The following is a 14,592-nucleotide window of genomic DNA, read 5'->3' on the forward strand; positions in this document are numbered from 1 at the left end:
CTTATGGCTGGTCATTCACAGTTTTCAAATATAAAACATCGAAAAGGTGCTCAGGATGCAAAGCGCTCGCAAAAATTTACGAAGCTCATTAGGGAAATAACAGTTGCTGCAAAACAAGGGCTGCCTGATCCCGAACTCAATCCACGTCTTCGCTCTGCTATCTTTGCTGCGCGAAAGGAAAATCTACCAAAAGATAAAATAGAAACAGCAATAAAAAATGCAGCTGGTAACGTTGATGGAGAAAGTTATGAAGAAATACAATATGAAGGCTGCGGACCTTCTTGTACTGCACTTATTGTTCATGCTCTGACAAATAATCGCAACCGAACTGCTTCTGAGATACGTTATATCTTTTCTCGCAAAGGCGGTAATTTGGGAGAAATAGGAGGTGTGAGTTACCTTTTCGATCATGTAGGCTTAATTGTCTATAAAGCAGAGGATATGAATTTTGAAGATTTATTTAACTATGGAATTGAATTAGAAGTATTGAATGTTGAGGAAAATAACAAAGAAGAATTATATGTTATAACTTGTGAAGTAAAAGACTTTGGTAAAGTACGTGACGCTTTCTATACAAAATTTGGAGAACCAGAACTTGCTCGTCTTTCATGGCAACCAAAGGACATGATTGAAGTTAGCGACAAAGAATTAATTGATAAATTATCTATATTAGTTGAAGAGCTAGAAGATAATGATGATGTGCAGTATGTTGAAGGTAATTTTATTTTTGCTGATAAACTATGAGGCTGGTAATACTTCCACTGCTTTGTGTTTTACCAGCATATTCAACTGAAACATTTGCGCAGAAAGACTATTGTCATTCCAGTGCCCAGACACTGGAATCCAGCAAAATTGATTGTAAACAGCACGCTATACAACATTTTCGATTAAAAAATTGGTCAAGCACTGAAATGACACTAACCCACTCTCCAGTGTTATTCCAAGACGGGATCAGAAAAAAAAAAGCTGCTTTGGTGACAGAAAGTGATAGAAAGTTGTTATTCATATCCAGTGACATAAAATCCTCTTTTTTTGATGCAGGAGGTTTGGAGCCAGATACAATAATGAGATTAATCAGCATATATAAAGATTATGGTGTAGATTTTAAAAAAGATATTGTGCCAAAAAGCAAGTTGGAAGTTCTGTGTGAGAGTAATCAGAAGGCTGAAGAAAAAATTTTATATACTTCACTTACAACAAGCAATAAAGCTATAAGTTTATATTATTATGAGTCACAAAACGGCAAAGAAGAGTATTTTAATAAAGAGGGGATAAGCTTAAAGAGTTTCGTAAGTCCTTTAAATGGAGATTTTCGTATATCCTCGAAATTTGGTAATAGAAAACACCCTATTCGTGGTAAAGTTGTTTTTCATAAAGGAGTAGATTATGCAGCTAAACTTGGCACTCCTATACACGTCACTGCAGAAGGTGTAATAGAATATATAGGAAAGAATGGTGGCTATGGGAATTACATTAAAATAAAGCACAACAATAAATATTCAACTTGTTACGCACATATAAGCAAATTTAGTAGCGATATAAAGTTAGGCTCTAAAGTAAAGCAGGGACAAATCATTGCTTATGTTGGCAGCACTGGTGTTGCAACAGGAACTCATTTACATTATGAAGTTATATATAATGGTAAACATATTGATCCTCTTACGATAGCTCATGGCAATGAGATAAAGTTGCCTGATCGTGAATTAAGAGAGTTTAAATTATTTGTAAGTAAGGTAGATGAAATAATCAGCAGAGAGGGTGCAAGTGAAAAAGCAATCTGATGAAGACAGTACAGATAAAAATACAATAAATGATAGAAATCTAAGTAAAATTCGGGCTTTTCCTGTACTAATAGCGCTAGGGTTAATTTTATTGGTACTTTTTGTGTATGACAGCACAATTGCACTTGGAGTTGCTGCTGTTTCAATATTGACTTTTTCTCAAGGATTTTTCGTTAATGATCCTAATGAAGCAAGAGTGATAGAGTTTTTTGGTCATTATATTGGAACTTATTTTAAGTCTGGAATATGCGTAACGCTTCCATTTTCGAGTAAATATAGAGTTTCTTTGAAATTTCAGAATATCAATACAGAAAAAATTAAAGTTAATGATGCTAATGGAAGTCCGATAGAGATTTCAGTAGTAATTGTTTGGAGAGTGAGCAGTCCTGCAAAGGCATATTATAATGTTAATAATTATCATGATTTTGTTTTTGTGCAAAGTGACTCGGTAATTAGAGAACTGGCAAGTAATTATCCGTATGATAGCGAAAACGATGAAGAATCTTTGCGTAAAAACTCTGACAAAATTTCAAATGAATTGCGGTCAATGCTACAACAAAGATTGAATATTGCTGGAATTGAAATTGCAGAAGCGAGAATATCCCATTTGGCGTATTCATCTGAGATTGCACAAGCAATGCTGAGACGTCAACAAGCACATGCCATCACCTCTGCAAGAAGGCATATAGTGCAAAATGCAATAGGAATTATCGAAGAAGTAATAGCCCATTTTGAAAAAAATAAAAGCTTACAATTGGATGGAAAACAAAAGGTTCAATTGATAAACAATTTGCTAGTTGCTCTGATCTCTGAGCAGGATGCACAGCCGACTATTAGTTTGGATAATAATTAGCATAGAAGCCGATAGGGTTTCATGAATGCAAGTCACTGTTAATTTCTTGATTAATAGACTAAATGATGTTATAAATTACACGCATTAGGGGTGCTCTAAAAAAGCTGAGAGTACATAAAGTACAACCCTTTCAACCTGATCTTGTTAAAACAAACGTAGGAAAATGTATGTATATAAATATTGAAGAATGCTTTGGCTTCATCGAGTTCATTACATCTCTCATTGGGTTATTGCCTCAAGTATATAGAGCATATATCACAAAACTTACTCGTGACGTATCGATGCTAATGTTGGTGAATTATTTTATTTGTTCATCATCTTGGCTTATTTAGGGTATTTATCAGGGTTTAACTTTTGTGATACTCAGTAATATTGCTGGATTAGTGATCAGTATAATATCAATTGTTCAAAAATGTTACTACTATGCAAAAACTGCACGAAGCGTTTTATAACCATATGCTACATTGTAGCGTGGAGCAAGAATATCGTTCTATTGTAGTACTAAATGGAGAAAGACCCGATTCATCGTTTTTTAAACAAGATATACCTGTTATTGATGTAGATGGAGGAGCAAACAAGCTTCTATCAATTGGCGTAAAACCTGATCTTGTAATAGGAGATTTGGATAGTATAAATCCGAATTTACGTCCTAATTTAAATACAGTATATCTACCTGATCAAGATTATTGCGACTTTTCTAAAGCAATGGCTCACTTAAAAACAGTAAAGTTATTGCCATCAATAGTAACGGGTATTACTGGAGGAGCAATTGATCATATACTACAAAATATCAACATTTTTTCAAGTACAGATAGTATCTTTTATATGCCTTCTCCTTCCATGGTGGGGTACGCCTTACAAAAGGGTATTACCTGTTTTTCCTCTTTGCTAAAAAATACTAAAATATCCTTACTTGGTATACCGAAAGCTCAAATATCAACTAAGGGATTAAAATGGGAACTATGCCATAGTAACCTTGCTTTTCCAGGAAAGAATTCTTGCTTTAATCGAAGTCTAGGCAATGAGTTATCTATAGAAATACACAGCGGCGTGTGTTTAGCAATGATATATTTAGAAGCAGTAAATGATGATGGTGTGTATTTAGTTAAAATATTAAGAAAAAAAAGTAGAAAAACCGTGTTAACACTAATTCTAAAAACTACAGGCGCCTGTTGTTAGCTAAAGTAAAGGTCAAATATCTGGAATTCTGGACATAAAATCCTCCTGTATAAAAAAGATTCAGAATGTACACACAACAGATGTGGCTGAATTTTTATTGAAAAATTGGTTAAAAGGTCTGCAGACCGAGATAGATTTTAAGCTCTCTCAATATCTCTACCATCATTATAATGGCATTTTGAGTATGCGGAAGCAATTTTTTCATTAAAATAAAAAATTTTATTCTACAGCGCGGCTACTTGAATGACAAGGGCCACTCGGATGATAAGAAATGGATCACTGAAAAAAGTAGGTGTCATTCCAGCGTGTGACGCTGTAATCCACTCTTTTCGTTAATCTCATCAACTTAGGATTACTTTTGTACCTAAAATTCCTAGATTCCAGTGGGCTTTGTTGCATAGGTCAAATAAAAAGAGCTGGCAGTTACTGACAAAATTCACTATAAGACAAGCATTTAACCTACTAAAGAAAAATATGCCGCAAAAAATGATAGTCAGTAACTGCCATGAATATAACAAATTTCTCCAAGAGAGGGGAAATATTTTTTATTACGTCAATGATGCCATAGAAAATTGGTACGAAAAAGGTCCAAAAATGGCTGTTGGCAACTACATTTATAGCGATAAGGTCGTGATTCTGGTTCACATAATAACTTATTTATTTAGAATAGCTCTGAGACAAACAGCGGGATTTATAGCAGGGTACCTTGAGCAAAACTTGCAAGTTATTACAGGCCTCAAGAAGGCTTAAAAAACTTAACATCAAAATTGAAGACATGATAAAAATAATACAGAAGATATTGAGATTGCCATAGATAGTACAATAATATTCCAGGTCATAGCAAGGCAAATGGTACAGATAGAAAGTATCGCCGCTATGAGCAAACAAGATGTAATGCTAGAGATAGGTAGCAAAAAAGTTATAGCAGCAAAATACAGTGGTGGAGTTTATTCTGACCACTATGGAGCATGTGATCTTATTGCAAGGATTGATGTTAATATAATATAAGCACACTATATGCAGACAGATCGAAAGAAGTTATACAAACTGTGCGATGAGCTTGACATAAAGACAAGGATTCCTCCGCAAAATAATGCAGTAGAGCATCCAAAGTTGGATTATATTGATGAGAGAAATTCTACAATCAAGCTCATAAAGTCATATGATGAAGATGGTATGAAGAGGTGGAAAAAAGAGATAAATTATGGGAAGAGATCTTATATAGAAAGTTTTTTCTCGCGACTGAAGCAAACATTTTGGTTTAGTTTTAGAAACAAATCTGAGGTTAATCGTGAGAGAGCTCAAGTGTTATTTGCTTAACAAAATTACTGATATAGGCATGGCTAAATTTGAGATAGCTTCATTCCACGTTACCTATTATCCGAAGAGTGATGCAATAAAGCCATTCCAGTGTCACAAGCTGGAATAACAAGAAAAAGGGTACTGGCATGACATTATATGATTTTCCTTATTTTAGCATTAAACGCGATGAAGAAAATCATTTATAATCGCTATAGCAACTAGTGTTGAAACCTGACGTACCTTTTGGCTTGACAAACGAGAGTTTTTATCTGATTTGACAACAAGGGCTTCTAGATGACTTTGAAAGTAAATATTACCATGCTTATCTTCGATAGCTTCTATTACCCCGTCATTGGCAAATGCTGCAATTTTATATCCAAGTAGCTCTAGCCTTCTTCTATTCTCTGTAGTATTACTTACTGTACCTGAATGAGCATTCGGAAAATAAGTTGAAAACCAGCCATTTTGATTAGGTAGTAAAAATCTAGCTACCACTTTTTCCAAACGACTACCTGGAACAATTTTTATCTGCTGAAGAGGTATATTCTCTTTTTGTGCTGATTTTAAATGATTCTTCTCATCATTAACAACTTCAATTCCTTTTGCATGCATAATGCCTTGCAAACCACCACATATGGCAAGTAAATGAATTGCAGGATTGTCATCTACTATTTTTATAATTGCTTCATTCACAAACTGGCGGTAAGGGTTAAGAGCTGAATGAAAGTTATCTGAAATAAATATTCTGTTTATCTTTTGCTCTTTGATAAATTTTGCAACTTCAACTTTTATTCGATCTAGTATCAGCTTTTTTGCCAATATTTCATCTTGTTTTGCGAACTCTTCTTGGATTTCTTTTAGATTAATTATTTTGTCGTAGTCAATGAATATAGTTTTAACCCCAAAATTATTGAATATCTCATAGATATTTTGAGATTCATCTGTTTGCAATAAACCAACAATTATATTATAGTTTACTGCATTTTCCACTGTCAAAGCATATAATTCTTTGTTTACTTTTTCACTATAAGCGATATTACTTAATAGTAGAAATGTAATTAATAGTATATTAAATATTCTATTGTAAGATTTATACATTATTTCCTAAATAATTATATTAATATTATAATATATTATAGAACATTAAGAAAAAGAATGTGGCCTGAGCAGGAATCGAACCAGCGACACAAGGATTTTCAGTCCTTTGCTCTACCAACTGAGCTATCAGGCCAACTACGTACTTTCATTTTTAGACAAAAAACGTTATCATGTCCATCAAAAGTTTTTGAAGTATAGAAACAAAGAATGAACATTAATAACAAAATAGGAATTTATCCTGGTACATTTGATCCTATAACTTTGGGGCACCTTGACATAATAAAAAGAGCATGTAAGCTAGTCGATAAGTTAGTAATTGGTGTTGCAGAAAATGTTAACAAACATACTAGTTTCAACATAAATCTACGCACAAGCATGGCTGAAAATGAAGTGAAAGGACTAGGAATTGACGCAGATGTCATATCTTTCAATGGATTATTAATGAATTTTGCCAAAGAGCAAAATGCTTCTGTTATTATCAGGGGGCTCAGAGCAGTATCAGATTTTGATTATGAATTTCAAATGAGCTGGGTAAATTATAAACTCCTTCCTGAAATCGAAACTATATTTCTTCCTGCATCTGAAGATACTCAATTTATCTCATCAGTTTTTGTGAAAGAAATAGCGAGATTAGGAGGAGATGTTAGCAATTTTGTATCAAAAAGTGTCCAAAGCGAATTGATTAATCTAAATAGGGTAAAAAATGGAGAATAAATATTTGTTGTTTTCTCCACTTCAAAGCGGTTATGCTCGATGTACAAAATACTATAAAATAAAGGAGAAGTATGTCAGAAGTGAGGGATAATAATCTAATAGTTTGCTGCCGTGGTGATGAGAATGATGATGGTTCTGTTCATCCAGTAGTATATTTACATAAAGAAGGAGAAATGTATTGTCCTTATTGCAGTAAGCCCATGAGCGAAATAGTAAACTCCGAAGAATTTCAATCTGTTGAGGTGAAAGCAGTGAATAAAAAGGAAAGGACCAAAGGTTAATAGCACTTCATTCTTTAGCTTATGTAAATAGCAATAAAGGGGGCAGTAAAGATGAAACTGTCCATACGGTCAAGTACTCCTCCATGGCCAGGTATTATACCTCCACTATCTTTAACATTGTAAACTCTTTTGATGAGTGACTCAGTGAAATCGCCAAATTGGCATAGAATAGCAATTGTAAAGCCAATTATTGGAGAATAAAAAATTGGAAATAAACCTAAAAATATTGAGCCAAAAATTGTACACACTACTCCAGCTAAAACTGCACCAAAAAGTCCTAACCAAGTTTTGCCTGGACTAATGATTGGACAAATCCTAGTTTTACCAAAATTTTTGCCGAAAAAATAGGCAGCAATGTCGATACTCCAGATGGTTAAGATGAGCCATATCAATGTATATTTTCCCTGTGGTAAGTTATAGAGGTATATTAACGAGGCATTTGGTAGCGCAATTAATAGTAATGCGAAAATATATAAGATTCTATTGCCCTGAGTTAGATTATACCATTCAAAAGAAGATAGAACTGCAATTGAAAAAATTAGTAGATAAAATGATAAATCACTGAAATATGTGGCAAAAGAAAATATGAGTAATATGACTATTGAGGAGAATATTCTAACCATAAAATTATTATCTACCATATTTCTTCTCTCTTTTTGTGTAATCTGCTAATGCTCTACTCAAATCTTGACAAGAAAAATCAGGCCACAAAGTATCACAAAAATACAGTTCAGCATAAGCTGCTTGCCATAATAAAAAGTTGCTTAACCTTTTTTCGCCACCAGTGCGAATTAATAAATCCAATTTTGGTAAATCTTTAGTATACAGAAATTTTTCAAATTCGTCTTCCAATACGCAATCAATATTTCCTTTTATGATGTTGTTGATAGCATGTATAATTTCCTGCTTTGCTCCATAACTAACTGCAACAGTGAGTAATAGACCATCGTTCTTATGTGTCACTTCTTCTGCTTTTTTGATTTGATCGAATATTTTACTGGGCAATAGACTTAAATTGCCAATAAAATTTAACTTAATGTTACAATTGCAAATGAAATTGATTTTATCTTCATTAGTTAAAGCGGAGTAAAATAAATCAAATAGGTAGTCTGTTTCGTTTTCAGGTCTGAGCCAATTTTCCATGGAAAATGCATACAAAGTTAAGTAAGATATGGCTAAGGTTGTGCAATGTTTAGCAATATCAAATGCAACTTCGCTGCCTTTTCTATAACCATCAATTCTTACTCTTCCTTGATTGTTTGCCCACCTACCATTACCGTCCATAATAATTGCTAGATGTTTTGGCAGAGATTCTATATTCAACATTTGAATTCAACCTGTTCTAATTAGCTTAATGTTTATATCTCTATATGAAATGTTCACTATACCCACCTAAAACTATATTATTACTGAAAAATCATTGATGGTATATATTATAAAAATTTTCTGAACCTCGGTGTCAGCTGCCAGTGATTTTACCAAGAAAATATAGTAAAAATGGTCTGATATAGATGATTTTACGATATAGTAAAATTATTATAAATAAATGAATTTAGTGTTATTAGAAATACCTAGCTCTTTTATGTGGATTGATATTTTCAATAACCTGCTCTAGAGATAAATTATATAATTTTGACACAGGTTCTTCGCATTCAGTACATCCTTTGAATGTAGAGATTGGTATAAGTGACTCTATATTTATGTCCCGCTCTTGAGGAAGATCTTTAACGTCTATGCCAATCCCTGGGAAAGGATATTTAGTATATATGCTCAGCTCTTTGGGAACATATTTAATTATATCTTCGCAAATACGTTCCTTGTTGTTCAAGTAATCGATATTAATATCTGTAATTTTACCAGCTTTACGCAGGAGTATATCAAGCCTCAAAGTCGACTTTACGCTAGGTTTAAAATTTTTAAATATATTGACAAATACCTTACCAGTAACATTATCTATTATTGCTTTTAGCTCTTTAGTGGTAACAGAATTGATCTTCTCAACAGCATTTTGATCTTTTAGTAGTGTTATAATCCTTTTGTCATTCAATTGTGCACTATCAAGTAGAAGTCGAAATTTTTCAGTATTAATAGAATAGATAAAATTCCGACTTTTTAGTAAATCCATAACCATGGAGCGATTAAACTTACTACTACTATATATAAGTTCAAGTTTTTCAAGATCGAGAGAATTGACTTGAACGAATAGACTCTGATCTTCTAGTATTTCTCTAACATCTGTAGAATCAAACTTAACGCTTTCGCATATAATTTTTAATCTATTACCATCAATAGAATGGAGTTGAGGTAATGAAGTCTTTAGTATTTCTGCAATCTCTTTATCTGTAAAAAAATAATCACTTTTCATGATACTAACTTTACTCTCATCAAGAGAATTGATTTGATCAAACAAACTCTGATCTTTCAGTAAATTCATAATATATCCTTGATTAGGATATCTAAATATCAAGTCAAATATTTTACGATTCATCGAATTGATGCGTTTAACAACTTCCTGATTTTCTAGTAATTCTATAACAATACTGGTACCATAAAACTGCCTCAATACGGATTTAGATTTTTCAGGATCAATCAAATTTATAAGCTTAATAAATTCTCGATCTTCTACTACTTTTATACTACTAAACTTATCATTCTCAACTATTTATTTAAGTAGTTCTTCACTAATAAGGTTGATATTCTCAATAGTGTTTGGATTTTTTAGTAATTCTACAATAATACTGGTATCATTAAACTTATCAGTATTAAGTATGATTTTAAATTTTTTAGGATCAATCGAATTGATACGTTCAAGAATTTTCTTATTTTCTAATAATTTTGTCATATCTTCATTACTAAACTTACCGATTTCAAATATGAATTTAAGTATTTCTTCATTAATATAAAGCTGACTACCATCAACAATACAAAACTGATTACCATGAAAAACATAAAACTGATCATCATCAACACGGTTTTCATTATCAGTATCATTTCCTTTATTTCCTAGTGCTTCTTTAGCAAAGTTATTCAGATCATTTTTTTCATCTTCCTTGTCATGAATATTATCATAATATTCATGATCTTCTTCACTCCCCTCGTCATCACTACTGTCAAATTCATCACTACAAACCTTACCATCTTTTAGTATTTATAGTATGCCTCCTTCATTTAATATCACTTCAAACACGTCATCATCAAAATCATTGATGTTATCAACGATCTCCTTATTTGATAGTAATTCTTCAATATCTTTGCAACTAAACTTATTATTATACTTGCATAAGATTTTAAGTTTACTGTAATCCATTGAATTAATGCCATCAACAACTCTTTGAATTGATAGTAACCTTCTGTTATAAGCCTTGCATATCAGTTGAAGTTTTTCGTTATCTAAATCTTCTGCATTGCCTGCTTTATCAGAATCCATAATCTTATTTTAATTTACTTAGTATTTTAGTTTTAAATATCTAGAAAAAATAATCAAGCATCTTTAGCCAAACTTTCTAATAGATAAATTTAAAAAAATTGAACGTTTGGTAATGACGACATATGTGGAGAAGGATGGCAACCACCACAATTCGGGAACATTTAAAAAAGCATAAGGGTCAAGTTAAGGAAATAAAGGTATGAAGAAGATAGGATAAGAAGATATAAAATTCTCTCGGATATATTTTAGTGAGAGAACTAATGATGAATAAAATAAATTGCTTATCAAATTACCTCAACAAATTTTTCAATGAAATGGCAAATAATTGAAACAGAAAAGGAAAAGAAAATTGAGTAATTGATGATTCATAAAAGCTATAATTTTGGGTAATATAGGGGTTACAAACTGAATCATAGATACAATGTGCCAATTATTAAATGAAGAATCTGTGATAATAACGAAACAGGGTTTAGATTTCAGGTTTACTAAAGAAGCAGTAGAATTTATGAAAAGAATGTACAATGGCTTTATTTAAAATACCCTGCAAATTGATTGTAGAATCTTGCAGCAATTTAAAAGCATTGGATAGTAGCTTTGCCTAACAGCATGGAAAATCTATATAAAGGTTATGGACAAAGGTTATGAGAGTAACACTAAGTGTGGAATAAAGTTAAAATTAGTTTTTGATTACCTAAATCAGACATTGGATCAACTTAACATAACGGAGGGAGTAAGAAGGTTATAGGGAGAAGTTGCTAATATCTGACCTTGGTTCAAGTTCTTTTAAACAAATCAATGGAACGGGAGCTTATTTTATAAGTCGTTGATACCAATGTATATGCTATAGAAACAAATCAAAAAATGGAATTATTGGAATGTTTAGGAGACAAGCTATTTTTAGAAATGAAGGTGTTGTTGGGAAAAGAAGCAAAGATTAGAGTAAGAATGATATATCATAAATTAACTGAAGAGCAGTCTCTAGCCAGAAGAAGAAAAGCTAATAAATTGGCAAAATCACATGATCTTCCAAAAGTAATCAGAAATTGTTGAACTGGTCAAAACTAATATTCCAGAGGATAAAATTAGTGCTGAGCAAGTATTACAGAGTAAGGTGGCAAATTTAGTTGTTTTTTAAACTATACAAGAGCTACATAAGACTTAAAAGGGAAGCCACACAGAGTATTGTGTGAATTATATGCTAAATTATGTGCAATTCTCATATTTCATGAGTTGTACAAAATTAAAAAAGAATACAGAACTCAGTTTAACAAAGGCATTTATTGAGCTAAAAAGGCGGATTAGAGAGTTATTTTTAGCACTAAAGAATAGAGTTAATAGTTTGAAAATTTTTCTTAAAAAGATTGCAATAACTTGTTCATGATTTTCATTAAAAGACAAGTACAGAAAAACTAGAGTATCTACTTTAACTTCCCTAAATTTGCTCGCAATCTCTTAACTTGATTCTTATGCTTTTTTGAATATTCCCCAAATTTGGGAATAACTTATATCAAATTCCTATTCTCTTTTTCAGTTTTTTATTTTTTTTTCTTGCAAGCATAATAGTTTCGTATACATAATGAAACCAAATGGTATTTTTAGCTTGATAACAGAGGAAAATAAAGAGGGCTTGGGTATGGCACTGAAATGATGAACCACCTTATGGATACTGCTAGAAAAATCGGTACAAGGTACGCAACTCTCTCTGCATCAAGTGACTCAGGATATTGAATCTATGAACGCTTGGGATTTCTTACATTTGGTCAATTTGAGTGCTTTGAATGGAGGAGCTAAAGGTGAAAATTGGCCACACTATATCTCCAAATAGTAAAGACGTTGAATATTTGTCTAGAAAAATCAATGAGGAAACCATTGATAAAGGTACGTGTAACTCATTTGCTTTTTTTATTCGCGATGATACTGAACAAATTATTGCAGGTTGTAGCGGTTTTGTTATCTATGGTTCAATTTACACGACTTGCTTTGGGTGCACTCTGATTATAGAAGAAAAGGTATGGGAAAGCAGCTAATGGAAGAAGTTCATGATTATGGTCGAAAAGTGCACTGTAAAATAGCAACCGTTGCAACCATGAACTTTCAAAGAGCAGGAGCATTTTATGAAAACTTGGGTATGAGTGTGATCTTGTACGTCCAGGCTATGTTGATGGAGCGACATGTATATTTTTGAAGAAAGTGTTGTGAGATGCACTGTAAAATAGCAACCACGAACTCTAAAGTATTTAAAGAGCCTACTAGTATCTTTAATGTAAGTGTTCATGTGATTCCATAGATAATTTCTGTTTTTTGATTCTATCTATCCATTTATCATTTTCTATATCTTGTTTGTTGGTTGCTCTTTTTTCTTGCTCAACAATTGCCTTATCTATCTTCTGATGAATTGCATTTTTTTCTTTGTATACTTCGCTTTTTCCTTCAACAATTAAATTGGTAAAAATATTTACAACAAACTGCACTTGATTATGATTAACCTGACCTTTTATCGAAGAAGGTAAAGAGTTTAATTCCATCAATACTTCTGATGCTGTTTTATCTTGAGTGGAAAGCCCTAAATTATCTGCTACTTCACTTATTAATAACTCTCTGTTTTCTTTATTATCTTCCAATTTATTATAATCACGAAGTAGATCCATAACTGAAGATACTCTGACTTCAATAATATCATCAACATCTTCACCTCCTAGAGCAACTCCTGATCCCAATAACCTCTCTCTGAGATTTTTCTTTAAAAGATTGGTAAATTTTTCATTTGCATCCGATCCTTTAGTAGATATTGTACCATCTAAATAGTTGTTTACTTTGATTTGAGTACCTAAGCTATGCTCTATTTGTATTTTTGCCTTAGGTTTAAATCCTAATTTTGCACAGAATTTCTGAAAATATTCTTTAATAATGTCAAACAAGCTCTTGCCATTATCTTTATAATTTTTTAACTCTTTAGGAATAGTAAGTAATAATTTACCATCTCCATATTTTACAAGGTCTTCACCATCTTGAGACTCAAGTGTAAATTCTAATGAGTTAGACAGATCACATATCTTATCACCATGCATAACTTGATTTTTAACAGAGAGTATTGGTAGCCTCATATCAGATCTAATTCTTACATTATTTTGGTTAGCACAATCAATATTTATTACTTTTTTAGGATTTTCTACTATGAACGACTGTCCAAGTGCAAGTTGGGTTTGTATAAATGGAGCAGCCTCATACCCTGCTTGATTACAATTGGTGATTAGCTCTTCTAAAATAGCATCACTTGGAACCCTTGCTCCAGCGTATCTAAACATTTCCTTAAAAATTTCCTTTGCTAATGCACGGTAATCTTTTTTGGAGAATAGATGATAAGAGCTTCTCCCTGCGTTATAAAATCTCTCAAATTCCTTTCTATATTCATCAATTTTTTTTTCATCAGCAACTGTAGGGCTATTACAATGATTTTCCCAAACTTCAGATAGTCTATCTTGATCAAGTTCCTTAAGTACTGGTTCCATAAAAGCTTTACCTTCTTCAGAGAGGTTATCAAAATTATCACGGTTAAAAATCCCATTTTTATAATCTTTAGCTCCTTCCTTAAATGCAATAATAAAATTTTTATCTATTTCTTTTTCATTAATAATAAAATTCATTCTTTGAAAATCTAAGAACATTGTTTCACCGGAATTCGCTAATTTATTATCTTGATCTGCTCTTAACTTACTAAAATTGAATTCTTTAGCTGTGGCCTTTAATCTAACTACCGGACTCTTCTTTGCCTCTTTCATAATTAACACCTTACTATAAATATGCTGTAAGTTGTAACATATAATGATGAATAATTTGATAATATATTAAGAAAATCGATAGTATATTTCTTTATTTTAGAGATATAGGAAAGGCGTAGATTTCTCTTTTCATTTGTAGCATGCTGCATTAATATTTACGTATTAATCTAGAAAATAG

Annotated in this window: 19 protein-coding genes, 1 tRNA gene, 1 pseudogene and 1 riboswitch; of the genes and pseudogenes, 13 read left to right on the plus strand and 8 right to left on the minus strand. The window is 32.1% G+C overall.

All coding sequences use genetic code 11. From position 1 onward, the window contains the following. The first annotated feature begins 3 nt into the window (after positions 1–3). The 8 genes from AAE962_RS04540 (at position 4) to AAE962_RS04575 (ending at position 5,133) form a co-directional block, all read left to right on the plus strand. Complete coding sequence (locus AAE962_RS04540; RefSeq protein WP_343288744.1) at positions 4–744, plus strand: YebC/PmpR family DNA-binding transcriptional regulator; 741 nt, start codon at positions 4–6, stop codon at positions 742–744. Next, positions 741–1,781 (plus strand): M23 family metallopeptidase, encoded by a 1,041-nt coding sequence (locus tag AAE962_RS04545; protein WP_343288745.1) that lies wholly within the window; start codon positions 741–743, stop codon positions 1,779–1,781. The genes AAE962_RS04540 and AAE962_RS04545 overlap by 4 nt, the downstream gene beginning before the upstream one ends. After that, positions 1,765–2,634: an SPFH domain-containing protein gene (locus AAE962_RS04550; RefSeq protein ID WP_264374651.1), complete on the plus strand. Its 870-nt coding sequence runs from the start codon at positions 1,765–1,767 to the stop codon at positions 2,632–2,634. The genes AAE962_RS04545 and AAE962_RS04550 overlap by 17 nt, the downstream gene beginning before the upstream one ends. A 76-nt stretch (positions 2,635–2,710) precedes the next feature. Beyond that, positions 2,711–2,813: riboswitch (TPP riboswitch) on the plus strand. Then, a complete protein-coding gene (locus tag AAE962_RS04555) occupies positions 2,802–2,966 on the plus strand; it encodes a PQ-loop domain-containing transporter (RefSeq protein ID WP_343288746.1) in 165 nt (54 codons plus the stop codon). Its footprint overlaps the riboswitch before it by 12 nt. A gap of 91 nt (positions 2,967–3,057) precedes the next feature. After that, entirely contained in the window at positions 3,058–3,813 is a 756-nt protein-coding gene (locus tag AAE962_RS04560) for a thiamine diphosphokinase (protein WP_343288747.1), read from the plus strand. A gap of 474 nt (positions 3,814–4,287) precedes the next feature. Beyond that, the gene (locus tag AAE962_RS04565; protein ID WP_343288748.1) at positions 4,288–4,563 is read left to right on the plus strand and encodes a transposase; all 276 of its coding nucleotides are present in this window, start codon (positions 4,288–4,290) and stop codon (positions 4,561–4,563) included. A 99-nt stretch (positions 4,564–4,662) separates the two neighbouring features. Continuing rightward, complete coding sequence (locus AAE962_RS04570; RefSeq protein ID WP_264336959.1) at positions 4,663–4,821, plus strand: hypothetical protein; 159 nt, start codon at positions 4,663–4,665, stop codon at positions 4,819–4,821. A gap of 9 nt (positions 4,822–4,830) precedes the next feature. After that, positions 4,831–5,133 (plus strand): transposase, encoded by a 303-nt coding sequence (locus AAE962_RS04575; RefSeq protein ID WP_343288749.1) that lies wholly within the window; start codon positions 4,831–4,833, stop codon positions 5,131–5,133. 159 nt (positions 5,134–5,292) lie between these two features. Here the strand turns inward: AAE962_RS04575 and AAE962_RS04580 are convergent, their stop codons facing one another. Continuing rightward, positions 5,293–6,213: a gamma-glutamyl-gamma-aminobutyrate hydrolase family protein gene (locus AAE962_RS04580; protein WP_343288750.1), complete on the minus strand. Its 921-nt coding sequence runs from the start codon at positions 6,211–6,213 to the stop codon at positions 5,293–5,295. Positions 6,214–6,273: 60 nt separating this feature from the next. Next, positions 6,274–6,346: transfer RNA gene (locus tag AAE962_RS04585), tRNA-Phe, on the minus strand. Between the two features lie 74 nt (positions 6,347–6,420). Between AAE962_RS04585 and coaD the strand changes: the two genes are divergently transcribed. After that, on the plus strand, positions 6,421–6,927 hold the full coding sequence (coaD, locus tag AAE962_RS04590; protein WP_063630499.1) for a pantetheine-phosphate adenylyltransferase: 507 nt from the start codon (positions 6,421–6,423) through the stop codon (positions 6,925–6,927). A gap of 71 nt (positions 6,928–6,998) precedes the next feature. Next, positions 6,999–7,208 (plus strand): zinc-finger domain-containing protein, encoded by a 210-nt coding sequence (locus AAE962_RS04595; RefSeq protein WP_343288751.1) that lies wholly within the window; start codon positions 6,999–7,001, stop codon positions 7,206–7,208. Positions 7,209–7,222: 14 nt separating this feature from the next. Here the strand turns inward: AAE962_RS04595 and AAE962_RS04600 are convergent, their stop codons facing one another. The 5 genes from AAE962_RS04600 to AAE962_RS04620 all read right to left on the minus strand — a co-directional run bounded on the left by AAE962_RS04600 (position 7,223) and on the right by AAE962_RS04620 (position 10,635). Next, positions 7,223–7,849, minus strand: coding sequence for a phosphatidate cytidylyltransferase (locus tag AAE962_RS04600; RefSeq protein WP_343288752.1), 627 nt, complete (start codon positions 7,847–7,849; stop codon positions 7,223–7,225). Further along, the gene (uppS, locus tag AAE962_RS04605; RefSeq protein WP_343288753.1) at positions 7,839–8,534 is read right to left on the minus strand and encodes a polyprenyl diphosphate synthase; all 696 of its coding nucleotides are present in this window, start codon (positions 8,532–8,534) and stop codon (positions 7,839–7,841) included. The genes AAE962_RS04600 and uppS overlap by 11 nt, the downstream gene beginning before the upstream one ends. 235 nt (positions 8,535–8,769) lie before the next feature. After that, positions 8,770–9,801 carry a hypothetical protein gene (locus AAE962_RS04610; RefSeq protein WP_343288754.1) on the minus strand — a complete coding sequence of 344 codons (1,032 nt, stop codon included), beginning with the start codon at positions 9,799–9,801 and terminating at the stop codon, positions 8,770–8,772. A 69-nt stretch (positions 9,802–9,870) separates the two neighbouring features. After that, positions 9,871–10,050: a hypothetical protein gene (locus AAE962_RS04615; RefSeq protein ID WP_343288755.1), complete on the minus strand. Its 180-nt coding sequence runs from the start codon at positions 10,048–10,050 to the stop codon at positions 9,871–9,873. A 306-nt stretch (positions 10,051–10,356) separates the two neighbouring features. Continuing rightward, positions 10,357–10,635 carry a hypothetical protein gene (locus tag AAE962_RS04620; RefSeq protein ID WP_343288756.1) on the minus strand — a complete coding sequence of 93 codons (279 nt, stop codon included), beginning with the start codon at positions 10,633–10,635 and terminating at the stop codon, positions 10,357–10,359. 263 nt (positions 10,636–10,898) lie between these two features. On the opposite strand from AAE962_RS04620, the pseudogene AAE962_RS04625 reads away from it, so the two are divergent. From AAE962_RS04625 to AAE962_RS04635, 3 genes and pseudogenes are all read left to right on the plus strand, one after another. Continuing rightward, positions 10,899–12,091 (plus strand): annotated as a pseudogene (locus AAE962_RS04625) (IS4 family transposase). A gap of 322 nt (positions 12,092–12,413) precedes the next feature. Continuing rightward, a complete protein-coding gene (locus tag AAE962_RS04630; RefSeq protein WP_343288757.1) occupies positions 12,414–12,662 on the plus strand; it encodes a hypothetical protein in 249 nt (82 codons plus the stop codon). Further along, entirely contained in the window at positions 12,662–12,820 is a 159-nt protein-coding gene (locus AAE962_RS04635) for a hypothetical protein (protein WP_343289582.1), read from the plus strand. Before AAE962_RS04630 ends, AAE962_RS04635 begins: the two co-directional genes overlap by 1 nt. A gap of 73 nt (positions 12,821–12,893) precedes the next feature. Here AAE962_RS04635 and AAE962_RS04640 read toward each other — a convergent pair whose 3' ends face one another. Next, positions 12,894–14,414 carry a hypothetical protein gene (locus tag AAE962_RS04640; protein ID WP_343288758.1) on the minus strand — a complete coding sequence of 507 codons (1,521 nt, stop codon included), beginning with the start codon at positions 14,412–14,414 and terminating at the stop codon, positions 12,894–12,896. Between the last annotated feature and the right edge of the window lie 178 nt (positions 14,415–14,592).

Source organism: Wolbachia endosymbiont of Encarsia formosa (genome assembly GCF_039540065.1).
Classification (GTDB): Bacteria; Pseudomonadota; Alphaproteobacteria; order Rickettsiales; family Anaplasmataceae; genus Wolbachia.